At 68.7% G+C, this 15,281-nt stretch carries 13 protein-coding genes and 1 pseudogene; 11 read left to right on the forward strand and 3 right to left on the reverse strand.

What is annotated here, in order from left to right:
- Nucleotides 1–59: 59 nt before the first annotated feature.
- From ACFTWF_RS37990 to ACFTWF_RS38010, 5 genes are read left to right on the forward strand one after another with little or no spacing between them, the layout of a single operon-like run.
- A complete protein-coding gene (locus tag ACFTWF_RS37990) occupies nt 60–935 on the forward strand; it encodes a CoA transferase (RefSeq protein WP_378466226.1) in 876 nt (291 codons plus the stop codon).
- Nucleotides 932–2,107, forward strand: a complete 1,176-nt coding sequence (locus tag ACFTWF_RS37995; protein ID WP_378466227.1) for a thiolase family protein — start codon at nt 932–934, stop codon at nt 2,105–2,107. The genes ACFTWF_RS37990 and ACFTWF_RS37995 overlap by 4 nt, the downstream gene beginning before the upstream one ends.
- A 13-nt stretch (nt 2,108–2,120) precedes the next feature.
- A complete protein-coding gene (locus ACFTWF_RS38000) occupies nt 2,121–3,779 on the forward strand; it encodes a long-chain-fatty-acid--CoA ligase (RefSeq protein WP_378466228.1) in 1,659 nt (552 codons plus the stop codon).
- The gene (locus ACFTWF_RS38005) at nt 3,776–4,558 is read left to right on the forward strand and encodes an enoyl-CoA hydratase/isomerase family protein (protein ID WP_378466229.1); all 783 of its coding nucleotides are present in this window, start codon (nt 3,776–3,778) and stop codon (nt 4,556–4,558) included. Before ACFTWF_RS38000 ends, ACFTWF_RS38005 begins: the two co-directional genes overlap by 4 nt.
- An 8-nt stretch (nt 4,559–4,566) precedes the next feature.
- Nucleotides 4,567–5,727, forward strand: coding sequence for an acyl-CoA dehydrogenase family protein (locus tag ACFTWF_RS38010; protein WP_378466230.1), 1,161 nt, complete (start codon nt 4,567–4,569; stop codon nt 5,725–5,727).
- 13 nt (nt 5,728–5,740) lie between these two features.
- On the opposite strand, the gene ACFTWF_RS38015 is transcribed toward ACFTWF_RS38010, so the two are convergent.
- The gene (locus ACFTWF_RS38015) at nt 5,741–6,586 is read right to left on the reverse strand and encodes an oxygenase MpaB family protein (RefSeq protein ID WP_378466231.1); all 846 of its coding nucleotides are present in this window, start codon (nt 6,584–6,586) and stop codon (nt 5,741–5,743) included.
- Between the two features lie 128 nt (nt 6,587–6,714).
- On the opposite strand from ACFTWF_RS38015, the gene ACFTWF_RS38020 reads away from it, so the two are divergent.
- Complete coding sequence (locus tag ACFTWF_RS38020) at nt 6,715–7,365, forward strand: TetR/AcrR family transcriptional regulator (RefSeq protein ID WP_378466232.1); 651 nt, start codon at nt 6,715–6,717, stop codon at nt 7,363–7,365.
- Here the strand turns inward: ACFTWF_RS38020 and ACFTWF_RS38025 are convergent.
- Nucleotides 7,362–7,820, reverse strand: coding sequence for a DUF6069 family protein (locus ACFTWF_RS38025; RefSeq protein WP_378466233.1), 459 nt, complete (start codon nt 7,818–7,820; stop codon nt 7,362–7,364). The two genes, ACFTWF_RS38020 and ACFTWF_RS38025, sit on opposite strands and share 4 nt — an antisense overlap.
- A 183-nt stretch (nt 7,821–8,003) precedes the next feature.
- Between ACFTWF_RS38025 and ACFTWF_RS38030 the strand changes: the two genes are divergently transcribed.
- Complete coding sequence (locus ACFTWF_RS38030; protein WP_378466282.1) at nt 8,004–8,537, forward strand: nitroreductase family deazaflavin-dependent oxidoreductase; 534 nt, start codon at nt 8,004–8,006, stop codon at nt 8,535–8,537.
- On the opposite strand, the gene ACFTWF_RS38035 is transcribed toward ACFTWF_RS38030, so the two are convergent.
- Entirely contained in the window at nt 8,521–8,673 is a 153-nt protein-coding gene (locus ACFTWF_RS38035) for a hypothetical protein (protein ID WP_378466234.1), read from the reverse strand. The genes ACFTWF_RS38030 and ACFTWF_RS38035 overlap by 17 nt on opposite strands.
- Before the next feature lie 10 nt (nt 8,674–8,683).
- Here ACFTWF_RS38035 and ACFTWF_RS38040 point away from each other — a divergent pair.
- From ACFTWF_RS38040 to ACFTWF_RS38055, 4 genes and pseudogenes are all read left to right on the forward strand, one after another.
- A pseudogene (locus ACFTWF_RS38040) lies at nt 8,684–9,636 on the forward strand (cytochrome P450).
- Between the two features lie 26 nt (nt 9,637–9,662).
- On the forward strand, nt 9,663–10,289 hold the full coding sequence (locus tag ACFTWF_RS38045; protein ID WP_378466235.1) for a TetR/AcrR family transcriptional regulator: 627 nt from the start codon (nt 9,663–9,665) through the stop codon (nt 10,287–10,289).
- A gap of 33 nt (nt 10,290–10,322) precedes the next feature.
- Nucleotides 10,323–12,032: an AMP-binding protein gene (locus ACFTWF_RS38050; protein ID WP_378466236.1), complete on the forward strand. Its 1,710-nt coding sequence runs from the start codon at nt 10,323–10,325 to the stop codon at nt 12,030–12,032.
- A complete protein-coding gene (locus tag ACFTWF_RS38055) occupies nt 12,029–15,256 on the forward strand; it encodes a carboxyl transferase domain-containing protein (protein ID WP_378466237.1) in 3,228 nt (1,075 codons plus the stop codon). The genes ACFTWF_RS38050 and ACFTWF_RS38055 overlap by 4 nt, the downstream gene beginning before the upstream one ends.
- Nucleotides 15,257–15,281 lie beyond the last annotated feature (25 nt).

The following is a 15,281-nucleotide window of genomic DNA, read 5'->3' on the forward strand; positions in this document are numbered from 1 at the left end:
TGCTATACGACCATACAATCCGCTATACAGTCGTATAGCACCTTTTCGAAAGGGATCGAATGACTCGCCCCCTCGACGGCATCCATGTCGTCTCCCTCGCCATCAACCTCCCGGGCCCCCTGGCCGCCGCACGCCTGCACGACCAGGGGGCGCGCGTCACCAAGGTCGAATCCCCCACCGGGGACCCGCTGCAAGCGGTGACTCCCGGGTGGTATGCGCACCTCACCGCCGGCCAGGAGGTCACCGTCCTGGATCTGAAGGATCCGGCCGGCCGGTCCCGGCTCGACGTCCTGTTGGCCACGGCGGATCTGCTGATCACCGCGATGCGTCCGTCCGCGCTGCATCGCCTGGGTCTGGCCGAGGTCACCACCACGTTCCCGCGGCTCGGGCACATCGAGATCGTCGGGTACGACGGAGCGCAGGCGGAGTCGCCCGGCCACGACCTGAACTACCAGGCCGTGCACGGAACCCTGACGCCCCCGGCGATGCCGACCGTCCCGGTCGCCGACATGATCGGCGCCGAACGGGTGGTGACCGCGGCGGCGCTGGCCCTGCTCGACCGCGCAGGAACCGGCTCCGCAGGGCACCGCCGGGTGGTCCTCGACGAGGCCGCCGCCGACGCGGGCGCCGCCGTGCGGCACGGGCTCATGGGACCGGGCGCCCCGCTCGGCGGCGCCGTCGCCACCTACGGGATCTACGCCTGCGCCGACAGCCACGTCGCGCTCGGGGCACTCGAACCGCACTTCGCCGCCCGCGTGAAGGAAAGCCTCGGCGTCGAGCCGACGCACGAGCACCTCGCGCGCGTCTTCGCCGAGCGCCCCACCTCGCACTGGGAAGCCCTCGCACAGAAGGCCGACATTCCCCTCAACGCGGTCCTGGCCCCGAAACCCCTTGTCGGGGCCGCCCCCACCACAGCTCGAGAAAGGCAATCATGACCGGTCGTGAAGCAGTCATCGTCGGTGCGGTGCGCACCCCCGTCGGGAAACGCGGCGGTGTCCTCAGCGCGTGGCACCCGGCCGACCTGCTCGGCCACACGCTGCGTCACCTCGTCGACCGCACCGGCATCGACCCGATGCTGATCGACGACGTCATCGCCGGATGCGTGCTGCAGCACGATCAGCAGTCGTCGAACATCGGACGCCACGCCGTGCTGTCCGCCGGCCTACCCGAGTCCGTACCGGCGGTCACCGTCGACCGGCAGTGCGGCTCCGGTCAGCAGGCCGTCACCTTCGCGGCCCAGGGCGTCGTCGCCGGCACCTACGATCTGGCAATCGCGTGCGGTGTCGAATCGATGTCGCAGGTCAGCATGCCGTCGGCGTTCCAGCCGGGTGCGCCGCTGGGCCCCCAGTACGGGCCCCTCGAACTCGCCCGCTACGACGGCGGACTCATGGCCCAGGGCCCGTCGTCCGAGCTGATGAACGAGAAGTTCGGCATCGGCCGCGAAGCACTCGACGCGTTCGGCATCCGCAGCCACGAGCGCGCCCTCGCCGCCACCCGCGACGGCCGGTTCCACGACCAACTGGTCCCGATCACGGCCGATCCACACTCCCCGTCGGGCGAGACGATCACGACGGACGAGGGCATCCGCGAGCATGTCGACCCGGCGAAGATCGGGTCGCTGAAGGCGGCGTTCGCAGCCGACGGTCGCACCACAGCCGCGAATTCTTCGCAGCTCAGCGACGGCGCCGCGGCGCTGCTCATCGCCGACAGCGACTTCGCCGAGCGGCACGGTCTGATCCCGCGGGCCCGGTTCCGGGCGCTGTCCGTCGCGGCGGCCGACCCGATCATCCAGTTCACCGCGGTGCTCGACGCGACCCGTAAGGCACTGCAGCGCAGCGGCTTGTCCGTCGACGACGTAGACCGCTTCGAGGTCAATGAGGCGTTCGCGGGCGTGCCGCTGATGTTCGCGCAGGAATTCGGCATCGCCGACGGCAAGCTCAATGTCAACGGCGGATCCATCGCCATCGGGCACCCGCTCGGGTCCACCGGGGCCCGGATGCTCACCGACCTGCTGTGCGAGCTCGAACGCTCCGACACCCGCGTGGGGTTGCAGACCATCTGCGAGGCCCACGGCACCGCCAACACCACCATCATCGAACGACTCTGAAAGGGCTGCCATCGTGACCACCGAGATCGTTCAGGGCCTGCCGTCCACGCACGGCGATCACTACCAGCTCAACACCACCACCCTGATCAGGCACTCCGCCCGCACCTACCCCGAGCAGGAGATCGTCTACCGCACCGCCGACGGCGGCTGGGACCGCTACACCTACGCCGACGCGTACGCGCGGATCATTTGCAGCGCCAACGCCTTGCGTTCGATCGGCGTCGGACCGGCCGATGTGGTCGGCATCCTCGACTGGAACAGCAAGCGCCACTTCGAGCTGTACTGGGCCATCCCCGGTCTCGCCGCCGCGATGCTGCAGATGAACCTGCGACTGGCCCCCGAGGACCTCGGTTACGTCACCGGCCACAGCGACGCCTCCGTGGTGCTGGTCGACGAATCGCTGCTGCCCGTCGCCGAGGCCCTGGCACCGTACGCGCCGGGTGTGAAGACGTGGATCGTGATGACCGACAAACCGCTGTCGGAGATCGCCACCTCCCTGCCCGGCGTCGTGCACTGGGAGGACCTCCTGGCAACCGCCGACTCGGAGATCGACTGGCCCGTCATCGACGAAACCTCGACGTACAGTGCGTGTTACACCACCGGGCGCCCGAAGGGGATCTACTACTCGCACCGCGGCATCTATCTGCACACGCTCGCCCAGGCCGCCGGGCTGGGGATGCGCAGCGACGACGCCGTCATGCTCATCACCCCCATGTTCCACGGACAGAGCTGGGGTCTGCCCCAGGCCGCGGTCTACAGCGCCGCGAAGGTCGTCCTGCCCGGCCGCTACGTCGCGGAGGACACCTCGGTACTGGTGGACGCGATGATCACCGAGCAGGTCACCGTCGCCAACGGGGCGCCCGCGATCTTCCAGCCGATGATGGACTACATCAAGACCCTGGACGTCGCCCCCGACTTCTCCCGGACCCGCCTGCTGTCCGGCGCGACCGAACCGGCGCTGTCGCTGATGCGCGACTTCTACGAGATCACCGGCGCCGACATCATCCACGCCTACGGCGCCACCGAAACCACCCCGCTCGTCGCGATCAACGGACCGCTCAAGCCCTCGCTGCGCGGCAGAATCACCGACGAGCAGAAGTGGGACCTCAAACGCTCGCAGGGAATGCCGGTCAACGGCATCGACATTCGCATCGTCGACGCCGAGGGCAACGACCTGCCGCACGACGGCACCAGCCAGGGCGAAGTCCTGTTGCGGGGGCCGTGGATCATCGAGCGCTACCACAAGCTCGACGACGACGCCGACAAGTTCTCCGGTGGCTACTGGCGCAGCGGCGACGTCGGCCGGATCGATACCAACGGCTACCTCAAGCTCACCGACCGACTCAAGGACGTCGTCAAGAGCGGCGGGGAATGGATCTCCTCGATCGACATGGAAAACGCGCTCGTCGGGCACCCGAAGATCAAGGAGGCCGCCGTCGTCGGGGTCCCCCACCCGAAATGGCAGGAACGTCCCCTTGCGCTCGTCGTCACCGTCGACGGAACCGAAGTCGACATCACCGAAATCCACGGCGTGCTCGACGGCACGTTCGCCAAGTGGCAGTTCCCCGACACGGTGCTCTTCGTCGACGCCCTCCCGCGCACGAGCGTCGGCAAGCTCGACAAGAAGGTCCTGCGATCCCGGCACGCCGACCTCTACACGGAGAAGCGATGAATCACCAGGTCCTGCGGACATCCCGCCAGGGTGCAGTGGCGATCCTCGAATTGTGCCGGCCGGCCGCGAAGAACAGCCTGAACGAGGAACTCCTCACCGCACTGAACACCGAACTCGCACACCTGCGCGGCGACGACACCGTGCGCGCCGTCGTCCTCACCGGCACCGAGGGAGTGTTCTGCGCCGGCGCCGACATCACGGCCTTCGATGCGCTGCGCGCGCAGCCCCTACTCGGTGCCCGGCCGGCCCTGGGCGGCACCCTCTGGGCCGATCTGGGCACCTACCCCAAGCCCGTTCTCGCGGCCGTGGAGGGTCTGGCACTCGGCGGCGGTTGCGAACTCGCGCTGGCATGCGACATCGTGATCGCCGGGGAATCCGCGAGATTCGGAGTCCCCGAGGTGAAACTCGGGGTGATCCCCGGCGGTGGCGGCACTCAGCGACTCATCCGCGCAGTCGGCAAGTCCACGGCCCTGGCGATGCTGCTGACCGGCGATGTCGTGTCCGCGCAGCGGGCCTCCGTCGCCGGCATGGTCGCCGACGTCGTCCCCGACGGCGAAGCCCTCGCCCACGCGGTCGCCATGGCCGGGCGCATCGCGAACAATTCGCCGCTCGCCGTGGCGCTGGCCAAGGACGCCGCACTGCGTGTGTTCGAAACGACCCTGTCGCAGGGTCTCGACCACGAGAAACGCAACTTCGACGTGTCCATCCGATCCGCCGACAGTCACGAAGGCCAGGCCGCATTCCTCGCCAAGCGTGCACCCGAATTCACCGGAAAGTAGACCAGATCATGAGTGAACTGTTCCCCGAGTACCGCTCCCCCTGGGAGACCGACGACCAGGCGCTGCTGCGCAAGCATGCCGCCGAGTTCTTCCACCGGGAGGCCACACCCCACCAGGAGAGATGGGCCGAGCAACACCACGTCGACCGCGAATTCTGGACGAAGGCCGGCAGCGCGGGCCTGCTGTGCCTCGGCCTGCCCGAAGAATACGGCGGCGGCGGAGGCAATTTCGGTCACGAGGCCGTCGTTCAGCAGGAACTCGCCCTCGCCCACGACACCGCGTTCGGTTTCAACGTGCACTCCACGATCGTCGCTCACTACATCTCGGCCTATGCCACCGACGAGCAGAAGAAGCGGTGGGTCCCGAAGATGGCGAGCGGTGAGATGGTCGTCGGCATCGCCATGACCGAACCCGGCACCGGTTCCGATCTGCAGGCGGTGCGCACCACCGCGGTCCGCGACGGTGACCACTACGTCGTCAACGGCTCGAAGACGTTCATCTCCAACGCAACCCACTGCGACCTGCTCGTGATCGTCGCCAAGACCGATCCCGCCCTCGGCGCCAAGGGCATCTCCCTGCTCGCCGCCGAAACCGACGGGCTCGACGGCTTCGAGCGTGGCCGGGTGCTGCACAAGATCGGCCAGCACGGGCAGGACACCCGCGAACTGTCCTTCACCGACATGCGGGTTCCGGTCGAGAATCTTCTCGGCGGGGTGGAAGGTCAGGGCTTCTATCAGCTCATGGACCAACTGGCCCGCGAGCGCCTCATCATCGGCATCGGGGGTGTCGCGATGGCCGAGGCCGCGGTCATCGAAACGATCAAGTTCGCCAAACAGCGGCAGGTGTTCGGCAAGCCGGTCCTCGACTTCCAGAACACGCAGTTCGTTCTCGCCGAATGCAAGACCGACGTGCTCGCCGGCAAGACGCTGATGGACCACTGCATCCAGCAGTATCTCGACGGCAAACTCGATGCGGCGACCGCGTCGATGGCGAAGCTGTGGGGCACCGACAAGCAGGTCGAGATCATCGACCGCTGCCTGCAGATCTTCGGTGGCTACGGCTACATGATGGAATACCCCATCGCCCAGATGTACGCGGCGGCACGGGTGCAGAAGATCTACGGCGGCACCAACGAGATCATGAAGGTGCTCATCGGGCGCTCGCTGTAACCGCAGCGAAACCCTACAGCGTTCCCTCGCAGGCTTTTCGGGCGATCGGCGTGAGTCGCCACCGCTCGGGAAGGAGCCGGAAGCCGATCCGCACGGCCGCACCGAATCGGCGGAGCCTGCGCTCGTCGGCCGCGGACCACTCCCAGCCGAGCGTGTCGCGGGCGACGGGCGGCAGTGTTCCGCGGGCGATCCACACGAGCAACCGCCCGAGCCCGGGGCCGACGACCCGCCACACCACCGCGGGGATGCGGTCGTGGGGTGGCGGCGTCGGCAGCCCACGCAGCAACCGCGACCGGCGCACCGTCTCGGTCTTCTCGAGGACGGTGCCGACCATGCCGTTCCAGTAGTCGACGAAATCGGCGTACGTCTCGGGCAGGTTGCCTGCCGACACCCCGTAGAGCGCGTACCACTGCTTCGACTCCTGATACAGCTGCTCCTTCTCGGCCTGGCTCAGCGGTTCACCGAAGTACTCGGCGACCACGTACTGGGTGGCCAGGAACGTGGCGTGTGCCCAGAAGTACGGGCCCGGGTTCAGCGCGTGGTACCGGCGGCCCTCGTCCGTCGTGCCCTTGATGTCCCTGTGCATGTCCCGGATCATCCGGGCCTCGGCGCCGGTCGGGTCGTAGAGCGCCCGGATGATGGGCCCCGCGGAACGAGCCAGCCGGGCGACCTCGTTGTCGAAGACCGCCGAGTGCTGCACGAGGGCGGTGTCGATGACGGGATGCATCACCTGCAGCGTGCCCGACCACGAGATGAGCAGCGCGGTGCGCCAGTCGCCGAAGCGGTGCCACGTCAGCGAGTCCGGCCCGAGTGGCGGCAGAGCCGAATGGCGTTGGGACGGAATCTCGGTGGTGGTCATGGCGATCTCCTGATGCGGTTCGATCGGGAACGTGTTGCATTCAGGATGACTGTTGACATCACACGATGTCAACAGTGGGTCCGAGACGGCTCCCCGAGCCGTGTCGGATTCAGTGCGACGATGGGCGGATGACCGACAGCGAGAAGACTCGTGGTGCGCCCCGCACCTGGCGTGGCCGGCAACCGGACGACCGCCGCGCGGCGAGGCGTGCGGCACTGATCGAGGCCGGCCTGCAGATCATGGGGACCGAGGGAACGGCAGCGACGACGATGCGGGCGACCTGCCGTCAGGCCGGCCTCACGGAGCGCTACTTCTACGAGAGTTTCGACAACCGGGAGGCGCTGCTCGTCGCACTCCTCGACCACGTCGTGCTGGGCGCGCGGGACACCCTGCTCGGCGCGCTCGACGCGGCGCCGTCAGATCCCGGTGAACTCGTCCGCCACGTCGTGAAAGCGTTCACCGGGTACATCGCGCAGGACCGGCGGCGTGGACGCATCATGTTCGTCGAGTCGCAGTCCGTGCCGGAACTGGCTCAGCGCGGCGAACAGCTGGTTTCCGAGTTCACCACCCCGATCTCCGCGGCATTGAAAATGCTGGGTGCCGACGACGCACCCCGCGACGCCGTCAACACCCAGCTCAATGCGATCGCCCTGTTCGGGGCCATCGCCTTTCTCTATCAGCGTTGGCTCACCGGCAGCCCGAAGATCTCGCAGAAGCGGATCGTCGAGCACATCGCACTCACCATCGAGGCGCACGTGCCGGTGAACAGCACGCCCTAGACGCGGACCAGCGGCCGCCGCATCGCTTCGAGGCCGATGACGATCACCACGGCGATCACCACGTGCATGGCGGCCAGGGCGATGGTGCTGGCGGTGTCGAAGTCCGCTCGCACGGTGAGCGCGATCGTCGCCAGCGGCAACAGCGCGCCGATCACTTCGGCAGGCCGGATGACGGCCACCCATTTGAGTGAGATGAGCGCGGCCAGTGTCATCCCGATCAACGTCGGAACCACCGTCAGGATGACGACGCCTCCGGGGGCGACACTGCTGGTCGTGCCGGCATCCGTCATCTCGAACGACCCGCCGGCGGCGAGCCCGAGCAGCCAGATGACCAGGTTCGGGACGAGCGCGCCGAGGACGGTCGCGGCGACCGCCCACGGCCGGCTCAGTTCGAGTGTCGCCGGATTGAAGCGGGAGGTCGAGGTTGCAGAGGTCGTGATTCCGGTGCTGGACATGTTCGTTGCTCCCTGTCTAGTGGACTTCGCAGTGCTACTGACCGATCCTGCAACCTCAACCATTATTCGGGTCAAGGCGTGAAATCGAGGTCTTTTCGGCGAGACCTGAACAGGTAGACCCGAGGGGAGCGGAAAACTCATCGCGGTCGGCCCCGATCCGCGACCTGAGGAAAGATGACCACCATGAACGCTGCGCCCATGACACCTCCCCGATCGCGGCGGCTCCGCAACCCCCTTCGCCTTCTCGCGCGCTGGCTCGGCACCCGCGAGTGGGTGATGCGGATGGCGCCGGTCATCATCTGGCTGGAATCGCACCTGCGAGCGTGGACCGGGAACCGGGTCAGCCTCATCGGCATCGCCGGACTCCAGTCCGTGCAGGTGACGGTCCCGGGCCGCAAGAGCGGCACCCCGCGGACGACGGCCCTGCTGTGCATCCCGCACGGCGACGGGTACATCGTCACCGGTTCCAACTGGGGACGCCGCGAGCACCCGGCCTGGTCGGCGAATCTTCGCGCCGCAGCCGAAGCCACCGTCAAGGCCGGGGCACACGAGTCCCGGATGAGCGTCCGGATGGTCACCGGCGAGGAGCGCGACAACCTCTGGAAGTTCGTCGTCGACTACTGGCCCGGTTACGTCATGGAGCACCGGCGGTCCGGCGGACGCGAATTCCGGCTCTTCGTCCTCGAGCCCGTCCGATCGGCTACCCGCGACTCCTGAACACCGGCTCCACGAACCGTTCGACGGCGCGGCGCTCGGCGGCCGCGTCGGGCAACGGCCAGGTCGACGACGCCAGGACGACCCGCACGGTCCATCCCGCGGCCTCCTCGTCGGGCGCGATGCGGGTGAGTGACAAGGAGCGCTCGATGACCCACTCGCCGATCCAGGGGATCGGCATCTTCGATCCAGCCCACCTCGACGAGCCGAACGAGCTCTACCGGACTCTCCGCGAGCACTCCCCCGTCGATCGCGTCGACGGCACCGACTTCTTCCTGGTGTCCACGTGGGACCTGGTGACCGAGGCCGCGAACCGCACCGACGACTTCTCCTCGCACCTCACCGGCGTGCTGGTGCAGCAGCAGTCGGGACCGCCCACGACCTTCGACACGGACGGTGGCGGTCGGGCCGCGCACGTGCTGGCCACCGCCGACGACCCGACTCATCTGCACCATCGCCGGCTCGTCCTGCCCACACTCGGACGCCGCGTCCGTGCGCTGACCCCCACCGTGCATTCGCTCGTCGACGCCCGGTGGGAAGAGGGTGTGCGCGACGGGCCGATCGACTGGGCGTCCGGATGGCCGACCGGCTGCCCCTGACGGTGGTTGCGCATCTCATCGGCCTTCCCGGGCAGGACGTGCCGCGGTTACTCCGCTGGGCCTACGACAGCACGGAGATGCTCGGCGGGATCGTCGACGCGTTCCTCGACGAGGCGCTGCGTCTCGAATCCCCGTTCCGGGGGCATCACCGTCACGTGGTCACCGACACCACCCTCGGCGGCGTCGACCTGCCGGCGGCGAGCCACCTGCTTCTGCTGTGGGGCTCGGCCAACCGGGATCCGGCCGCGTTCGAGAATCCGGACGACATCGTGCTCGACCGGCCGCACATCCGCTCCCACCTAGCGTTCGGCAAGGGCGTCCACTTCTGCGTCGGATCGGCCCTCGCCCGCATGGAGGCGCTCGCTGCCACCACCGCACCGCTCGCGTGCACCGACCACTTCTCTCTCGCCGAAGACTCCGAGACACGCTGGCTCCCCGTTCTTCTCGTGCGCCGCCACAGTGCGCTCCCCCTCCACCCCGGGCGGGCGAACACCGTGCATTGACATTAACGTCAACATCAACACATACTGTGACCGTGACCACAAGCGAGGCGCAGGAACGGGCGCGGTCAGCGCGCAAGAACAACGACGGCCCCCGCCGCCGCGAACTGCTCCGCGCCGCGAATACCTGCTTCGCCGAACTCGGGTACGACCGGACCACGGTCGAGGTGATCACCACCGAGGCCGAGGTGTCGCGGGCGACGTTCTACGCCTACTTCTCGTCGAAGGAGGAGGTGTTCCACGCCGTCGCCGCCGACGTCTGCGAGGAGTTCCTCGCGTCCCAGCACGTGGAGGGACCGGCAACCGAAGACCTGCGAGAGGTGCTGCGCACCACCACGAAAGCCTTCGTCGAGGCGGTGTACGCCAACGGGCGCGTCCTCGAACTGATCAGGCATCGCGCCCGGCTCGACCCCGAGGTCGGCCGAAGCTGGACCACCGTGCAGACCCGGCTCATCCGCCGCTACACCCGGTTCATCGAGCGCATCAACGACACCTGCGACGTCACGCCGTGCGCGCCGCCGGCCCGGATCGCGCAGACCCTGGCCGACGCCCAGCTCGCGGGCGCGGCGCGGCTGGTCGACGCGACCGCCCGGGAACAGCGCCGCTACACCGCCGACCTCACGGCCATCTCCGAAAGACTCATCGGCTTCGCCTAGCCGGAACAATCCGCACAGAATCGGGAGTTCGGTATGCCCACTTCGCCTTCGAGCGTCCCCACCGTACTGGACTCGGCCCTCGCCGAGATACGACGACTGCAGGACGCCGCATGGCCACCGCAGGTTCCTCGGACCGTCGAGTACCCGATCGAAGGCCGCACCGTCATCGACTATCTGCGGCACTGGGCGACGGAACGACCCCGCACCGTCGCGATCGACTTCTACGGCCGCGACATCACCTACGCCGAGCTCGACGAGTTGTCGGATCGCTTCGCCGGCTGGCTCCGTCAGCGGGGCGCGTCGGCCGGCGACCGCGTCGGCGTCCACCTGGCCAACTGTCCGCAGTTCCACATCGCCATGCTGGGGATCCTCAAGATCGGCGCGGTGCACGTCCCGATCAACCCGTTGTTCCGGGAGCACGAACTCGTGTACGAACTCGGCGACGCCGGCGTAGAGATCCTGCTGACCCAGGACTCCTTCGCGGCCATGGTCGAATCCGTGCGCGAGCAGACGGCGTTGCGGCACGTCGCGGTCACCGCCCTGTCGGACCTGCTGCCGGCCGACCCCAGTGTCCCGCCGCCGTTCCCTCCCGCGGCCACGACCACCGACTGGGCACAGATCATGGAATCTCCTCGCGCCGAGCCGATTCCGATGGATCCCGATGCGCTGGCGGCGCTGAACTACACCGGCGGCACCACCGGGATGCCGAAGGGCTGCGCACACACGCAGGCGCACATGGTCTACACCGCCGCCACCGCGACACTGGCCGGCGGCAGGCAGGTGGGCGAGGCGCCCCCGATCGTCCTCGGGTTCCTGCCGATCTTCTGGATCGCCGGCGAGGACTTCGGCATCCTGTATCCGCTGATCAACGGCGGCACCGTCGTACTCCTCACCCGCTGGGACCCGGAGGCCGCGGCGACGCTCGTCGAAAGTCGTGGTGTGACATCGATGGTGGGGACGGTGGACAACTATGTGGAACTGATGGATCTGCCCGGTTTCACCCGCCGCGACTTCTCCACCCTGGACAACGCGATGGCCGTGTCATTCGTGCTCAAACTCGACCCGGCGATCCGCCGCCGCTGGCGCGACGCCACCGGACACGTGCTGCGCGAGGCCAGCTACGGAATGACCGAGACGCACACCGCCGACACCATCACCCTCGGTTTCCAGACCGACGACGAAGACCTGCTCAGCGAACCCGTGTTCTGCGGTCTGCCGGTTCCGGGGACCGACGTGCTGATCGTCGACGAGGCCGGGGCGCCCGTGCCGGTGGGGCAACCCGGGCAGATCATCGTCCGCAGTCCGTCGCTGCTCACCGGCTACTACGGCAAGCCCGACGCCACCGCCGACGCACTCCGCGACGGCTGGCTCCACACCGGCGACGTCGGCAAGCTGAACAGCAAAGGTGCACTGCATTATCTGGCCCGCAACAAGGAGATGATCAAGACCAACGGGATGAGCGTGTTCCCGTCCGAGGTCGAGGCGCTGCTCCTGCTGCATCCCGACATTCAGGCGGCGGCGGTGGTCCCGAAGCCCGATCCGGGCAGGGGCCAGGTGCCGTTCGCCTTCGTCCAGCTCCTGCCCGACCGCCGGGTGTCGGGAGACGAACTGCGGGAATGGGCGGCCCGGAACATGGCCACCTACAAGGTTCCCACCGTCGAGGTGCTCGACGCCCTACCCATGACGGCGACGGGGAAGGTCCGCAAGGCCGACCTGTTCGCCCTGGCCGAGGAGTACAAGTGACCCTGCTGGTCGCCAATCGCGGCGAGATCGCGCTCCGCATCATCCGCACCGCCGAGGAGATGTCGATCGACACCATCGCCGTCTATGCGGAGGACGACGCGGACAGTCCGCACGTGCGCGCGGCGACCGAGGCGGTCGCGCTCACCGGTTCGGGCCCGTCCGCGTACCTGGATCCTCGCGCCATGCTCGCCGCGGCCGCCGAGTTCGGGGCCACCGCCGTGCATCCCGGATATGGATTCCTCAGCGAGAACGCCGATTTCGCCCGGGCGTGCGCGGAGGCCGGGCTGGCCTTCGTGGGTCCGAGCCCCGAGGTGCTCGACATCTTCGGCGACAAGTCGTCGGCCCGCGAGGCCGCCGTCGCCGCGAAGGTGCCGGTGCTCGCGGCCACGAACGGTCCCACCGACGTCGACGGCGTCCGCGCGTTCTTCGCGGACCACCCGGCCGGCATCATGATCAAGGCCCTCGCGGGCGGCGGCGGCCGCGGCATCCGAGCCGTCCGCAGCGCGGATCAGGTGGACGAGGCGTACCGGCTGTGCGCATCCGAGGCCACGCTCGGGTTCGGCAACCCCGCGCTGTTCGCCGAGGAACTCCTCGACGGCGCCCGGCACATCGAGGTGCAGGTGGTGGCGGCGCCGCAGTCGGGCACGACGCGGGCCCTGGCCGTCGGCGACCGCGACTGCAGCGTGCAGCGCCGTCACCAGAAACTGGTCGAGATTGCACCCGCGCAAGGGCTCGACCCCGGCCTGCGCAGCGAACTGCACGAGGCCGCCGCCCGGCTGTGCGCCGGTGTCGGATACCGGGGCCTCGCCACCGTCGAATTCCTGGTCTCCGCCGACGGTTTCGTCTTCCTGGAGGTGAATCCCCGAATCCAGGTGGAACACACGGTCACCGAGGAGGTGACGGGAGTGGACCTCGTCGCCGTGCAGATCGACATCGCCCGGGGAACGGACTTCGACGACCTGTCGCTGCCGGACGGGGTCGGCGCCACCGGACTCGAGACGTCCGGCGCTCCCGCTGCCGCCCGCGGGATCGCGATCCAGGCCCGGGTCAACATGGAGACGATGCGCCCCGACGGTCAGGCCGTCCCGGCCGCGGGCACCCTGTCCGTGTTCTCCCCGCCGACCGGTCCGGGGGTGCGGGTGGACACCTATGGTCGGCCGGGACTGTCGCCGAGCCCGCGGTACGACTCGCTGCTCGCGAAGGTGATCGTCCACTCGCGCGGACAGTCGTTCACGGCCGCCGCGCGCAAGGCGGACGCGGCGCTCGCCGAGTTCGTCGTCGAGGGGGTTCCCACCAACATCGGTTTCCTGCGGGCGATTCTGACCGATCCCGGCTTCACCGACGGTGTCGTCGGCACCGACCATCTCGCCGAGCGGATGGGCGCGCTCGTCGACGCCGCGCACGCGCACGCGCACCAGCCTGCGGAGGTGGCGTCGGAGACGCTCGAGTTGCGGGCCGGCGAGGACGTGCTGCGCGCGCACCTGGCGGGGACCGTCGTCGAGACGGCCACCGAGGGCACCGGCGTGGAGTCCGGTGCCCAGCTCATGGTGCTCGAGGCCATGAAGATGCAGCACGTGATCGCGGCCCCGGCGGGCGCAGTGGTCGAGCGGAATCTGGTGTCGCCCGGGCAGACCGTCAACGCCGGCGATCCGCTGGTCGTGATCCGCCGCTCCGGGTCGGAGGCCGGCGACGTCGCCGACAGCGCGATCGATCTGGATCGTGAGCGCGCGGATCTGGCGGAGATCCGGCAGCGGCACGAATACACTCTCGACGCCGCCCGGCCCGCCGCGATCGCGAAACGCACGAAGCTCGGCCGGCGCAGTGCGCGCGCGAACATCGCCGATCTGGTCGATCCCGGCAGCTTCGTCGAATACGGACCCCTGGTTCTCGCCGCGCAGCGCAGCCGCCGCTCCGAGCAGGACCTGATCGAGAACACCCCGGCGGACGGTCTCGTCGCCGGACTCGCCACCGTCAACGGGGACGTGTTCGGTCCACGTGATTCCCAGACGGTGGTGCTGTCGTACGACTACACGGTGCTCGCGGGAACCCAGGGCATGCGCAACCACGCGAAGACGGACCGGGTGATCGAACTCGCCGGCCGCAAGCAGGTTCCGGTCGTCCTGTTCGCCGAGGGCGGCGGCGGACGCCCCGGCGACACCGACGCCGGACCGGCGGCAGGCCTGGACCTGAACACGTTCCGGTCGCTGGCGGCGCTCAACGGCAAGGTCCCGCTGGTGTCGATCGTCTCCGGCCGCTGCTTCGCCGGCAACGCCGCCCTGGCCGGTGTCTGCGACGTCCTCATCGCCACCCCCGATGCCAACATCGGCATGGGCGGCCCGGCGATGGTGGAGGGCGGCGGACTGGGTGTGTACCGGCCGGAGGACATCGGTCCCGTCGACGTGCAGCGGCGCAACGGCGTCATCGATCTCCTCGCCCGGGACGAGGCGCACGCCGTCGAACTGGCGAAGAAGTACCTGTCGTATTTCCAGGGGCCGCTCGCCGAGTGGGAGGCCCCCGACGACAGACTGTCCCGCCACGTCGTTCCGGAGAACCGGTTGCGCGCCTATGACGTTCGCAGTGCGGTCGACGCCATCGCCGACGTCGGCTCGGTCCTCGAACTACGCCGCGACCACGGCGTCGGCATCGTCACCGCATTGATCCGGGTGGAGGGGGCGCCGTTCGGTCTCGTCGCGAACAGCAGTCACCACCTCGGCGGCGCGATCGACGCCGTCGCGGCCGACAAGATGGCGCAGTTCCTGGAGCTGTGCGAGTCGTTCGGGCTGCCCGTCGTCTCACTGTGCGACACACCGGGATTCATGGTCGGTCCCGACTCGGAGAAGGAGGCCACGGTCCGCCGGTTCGGCAGGCTGTTCGTCGCGGGCGCACGGATGACGGTCCCCTACGGAACCGTCATCCTGCGCAAGGGCTACGGCCTCGGCGCGATGGCCATGGCGGGCGGGTCCTTCCACGCATCCGAGTTCACGGTCGCGTGGCCGACCGGGGAGATCGGGGCTATGGGGCTCGAAGGCGCGGTGCGCCTCGGGTTCCGGAAGGAACTCGAGGCGCTCGACGATCCGGCCGAACGCGATGCAGCGTTCGCCGAACTCGTCGACGCTGCCTACCAGCACGGGAAGGCGCTCAACGCGGCGACGATCTTCGAACTCGACGACGTGATCGATCCTGCGGATACTCGTGCCTGGGTCATGCGCCTTCGGCGCCCGTGAGTACTTATTAACCGCCCGACGTTAA

The sequence above is a fragment of the Rhodococcus sp. NPDC056960 genome (assembly GCF_042674125.1).
Lineage (GTDB): Bacteria > Actinomycetota > Actinomycetes > Mycobacteriales > Mycobacteriaceae > Rhodococcus_F.

Excerpts from the sequence above, each read along its gene's own strand:
- ACFTWF_RS37990 (WP_378466226.1), top strand. The coding sequence starts at position 60 with ATGACTCGCCCCCTCGACGGCATCCATGTCGTCTCCCTCGCCATCAAC.
- ACFTWF_RS38010 (WP_378466230.1), top strand. The coding sequence starts at position 4,567 with ATGAGTGAACTGTTCCCCGAGTACCGCTCCCCCTGGGAGACCGACGAC.
- ACFTWF_RS38005 (WP_378466229.1), top strand. The coding sequence starts at position 3,776 with ATGAATCACCAGGTCCTGCGGACATCCCGCCAGGGTGCAGTGGCGATC.
- ACFTWF_RS38025 (WP_378466233.1), bottom strand. The coding sequence starts at position 7,820 with ATGTCCAGCACCGGAATCACGACCTCTGCAACCTCGACCTCCCGCTTC.
- ACFTWF_RS38030 (WP_378466282.1), top strand. The coding sequence starts at position 8,004 with ATGAACGCTGCGCCCATGACACCTCCCCGATCGCGGCGGCTCCGCAAC.
- ACFTWF_RS37995 (WP_378466227.1), top strand. The coding sequence starts at position 932 with ATGACCGGTCGTGAAGCAGTCATCGTCGGTGCGGTGCGCACCCCCGTC.
- ACFTWF_RS38015 (WP_378466231.1), bottom strand. The coding sequence starts at position 6,586 with ATGACCACCACCGAGATTCCGTCCCAACGCCATTCGGCTCTGCCGCCA.
- ACFTWF_RS38020 (WP_378466232.1), top strand. The coding sequence starts at position 6,715 with ATGACCGACAGCGAGAAGACTCGTGGTGCGCCCCGCACCTGGCGTGGC.
- ACFTWF_RS38050 (WP_378466236.1), top strand. The coding sequence starts at position 10,323 with ATGCCCACTTCGCCTTCGAGCGTCCCCACCGTACTGGACTCGGCCCTC.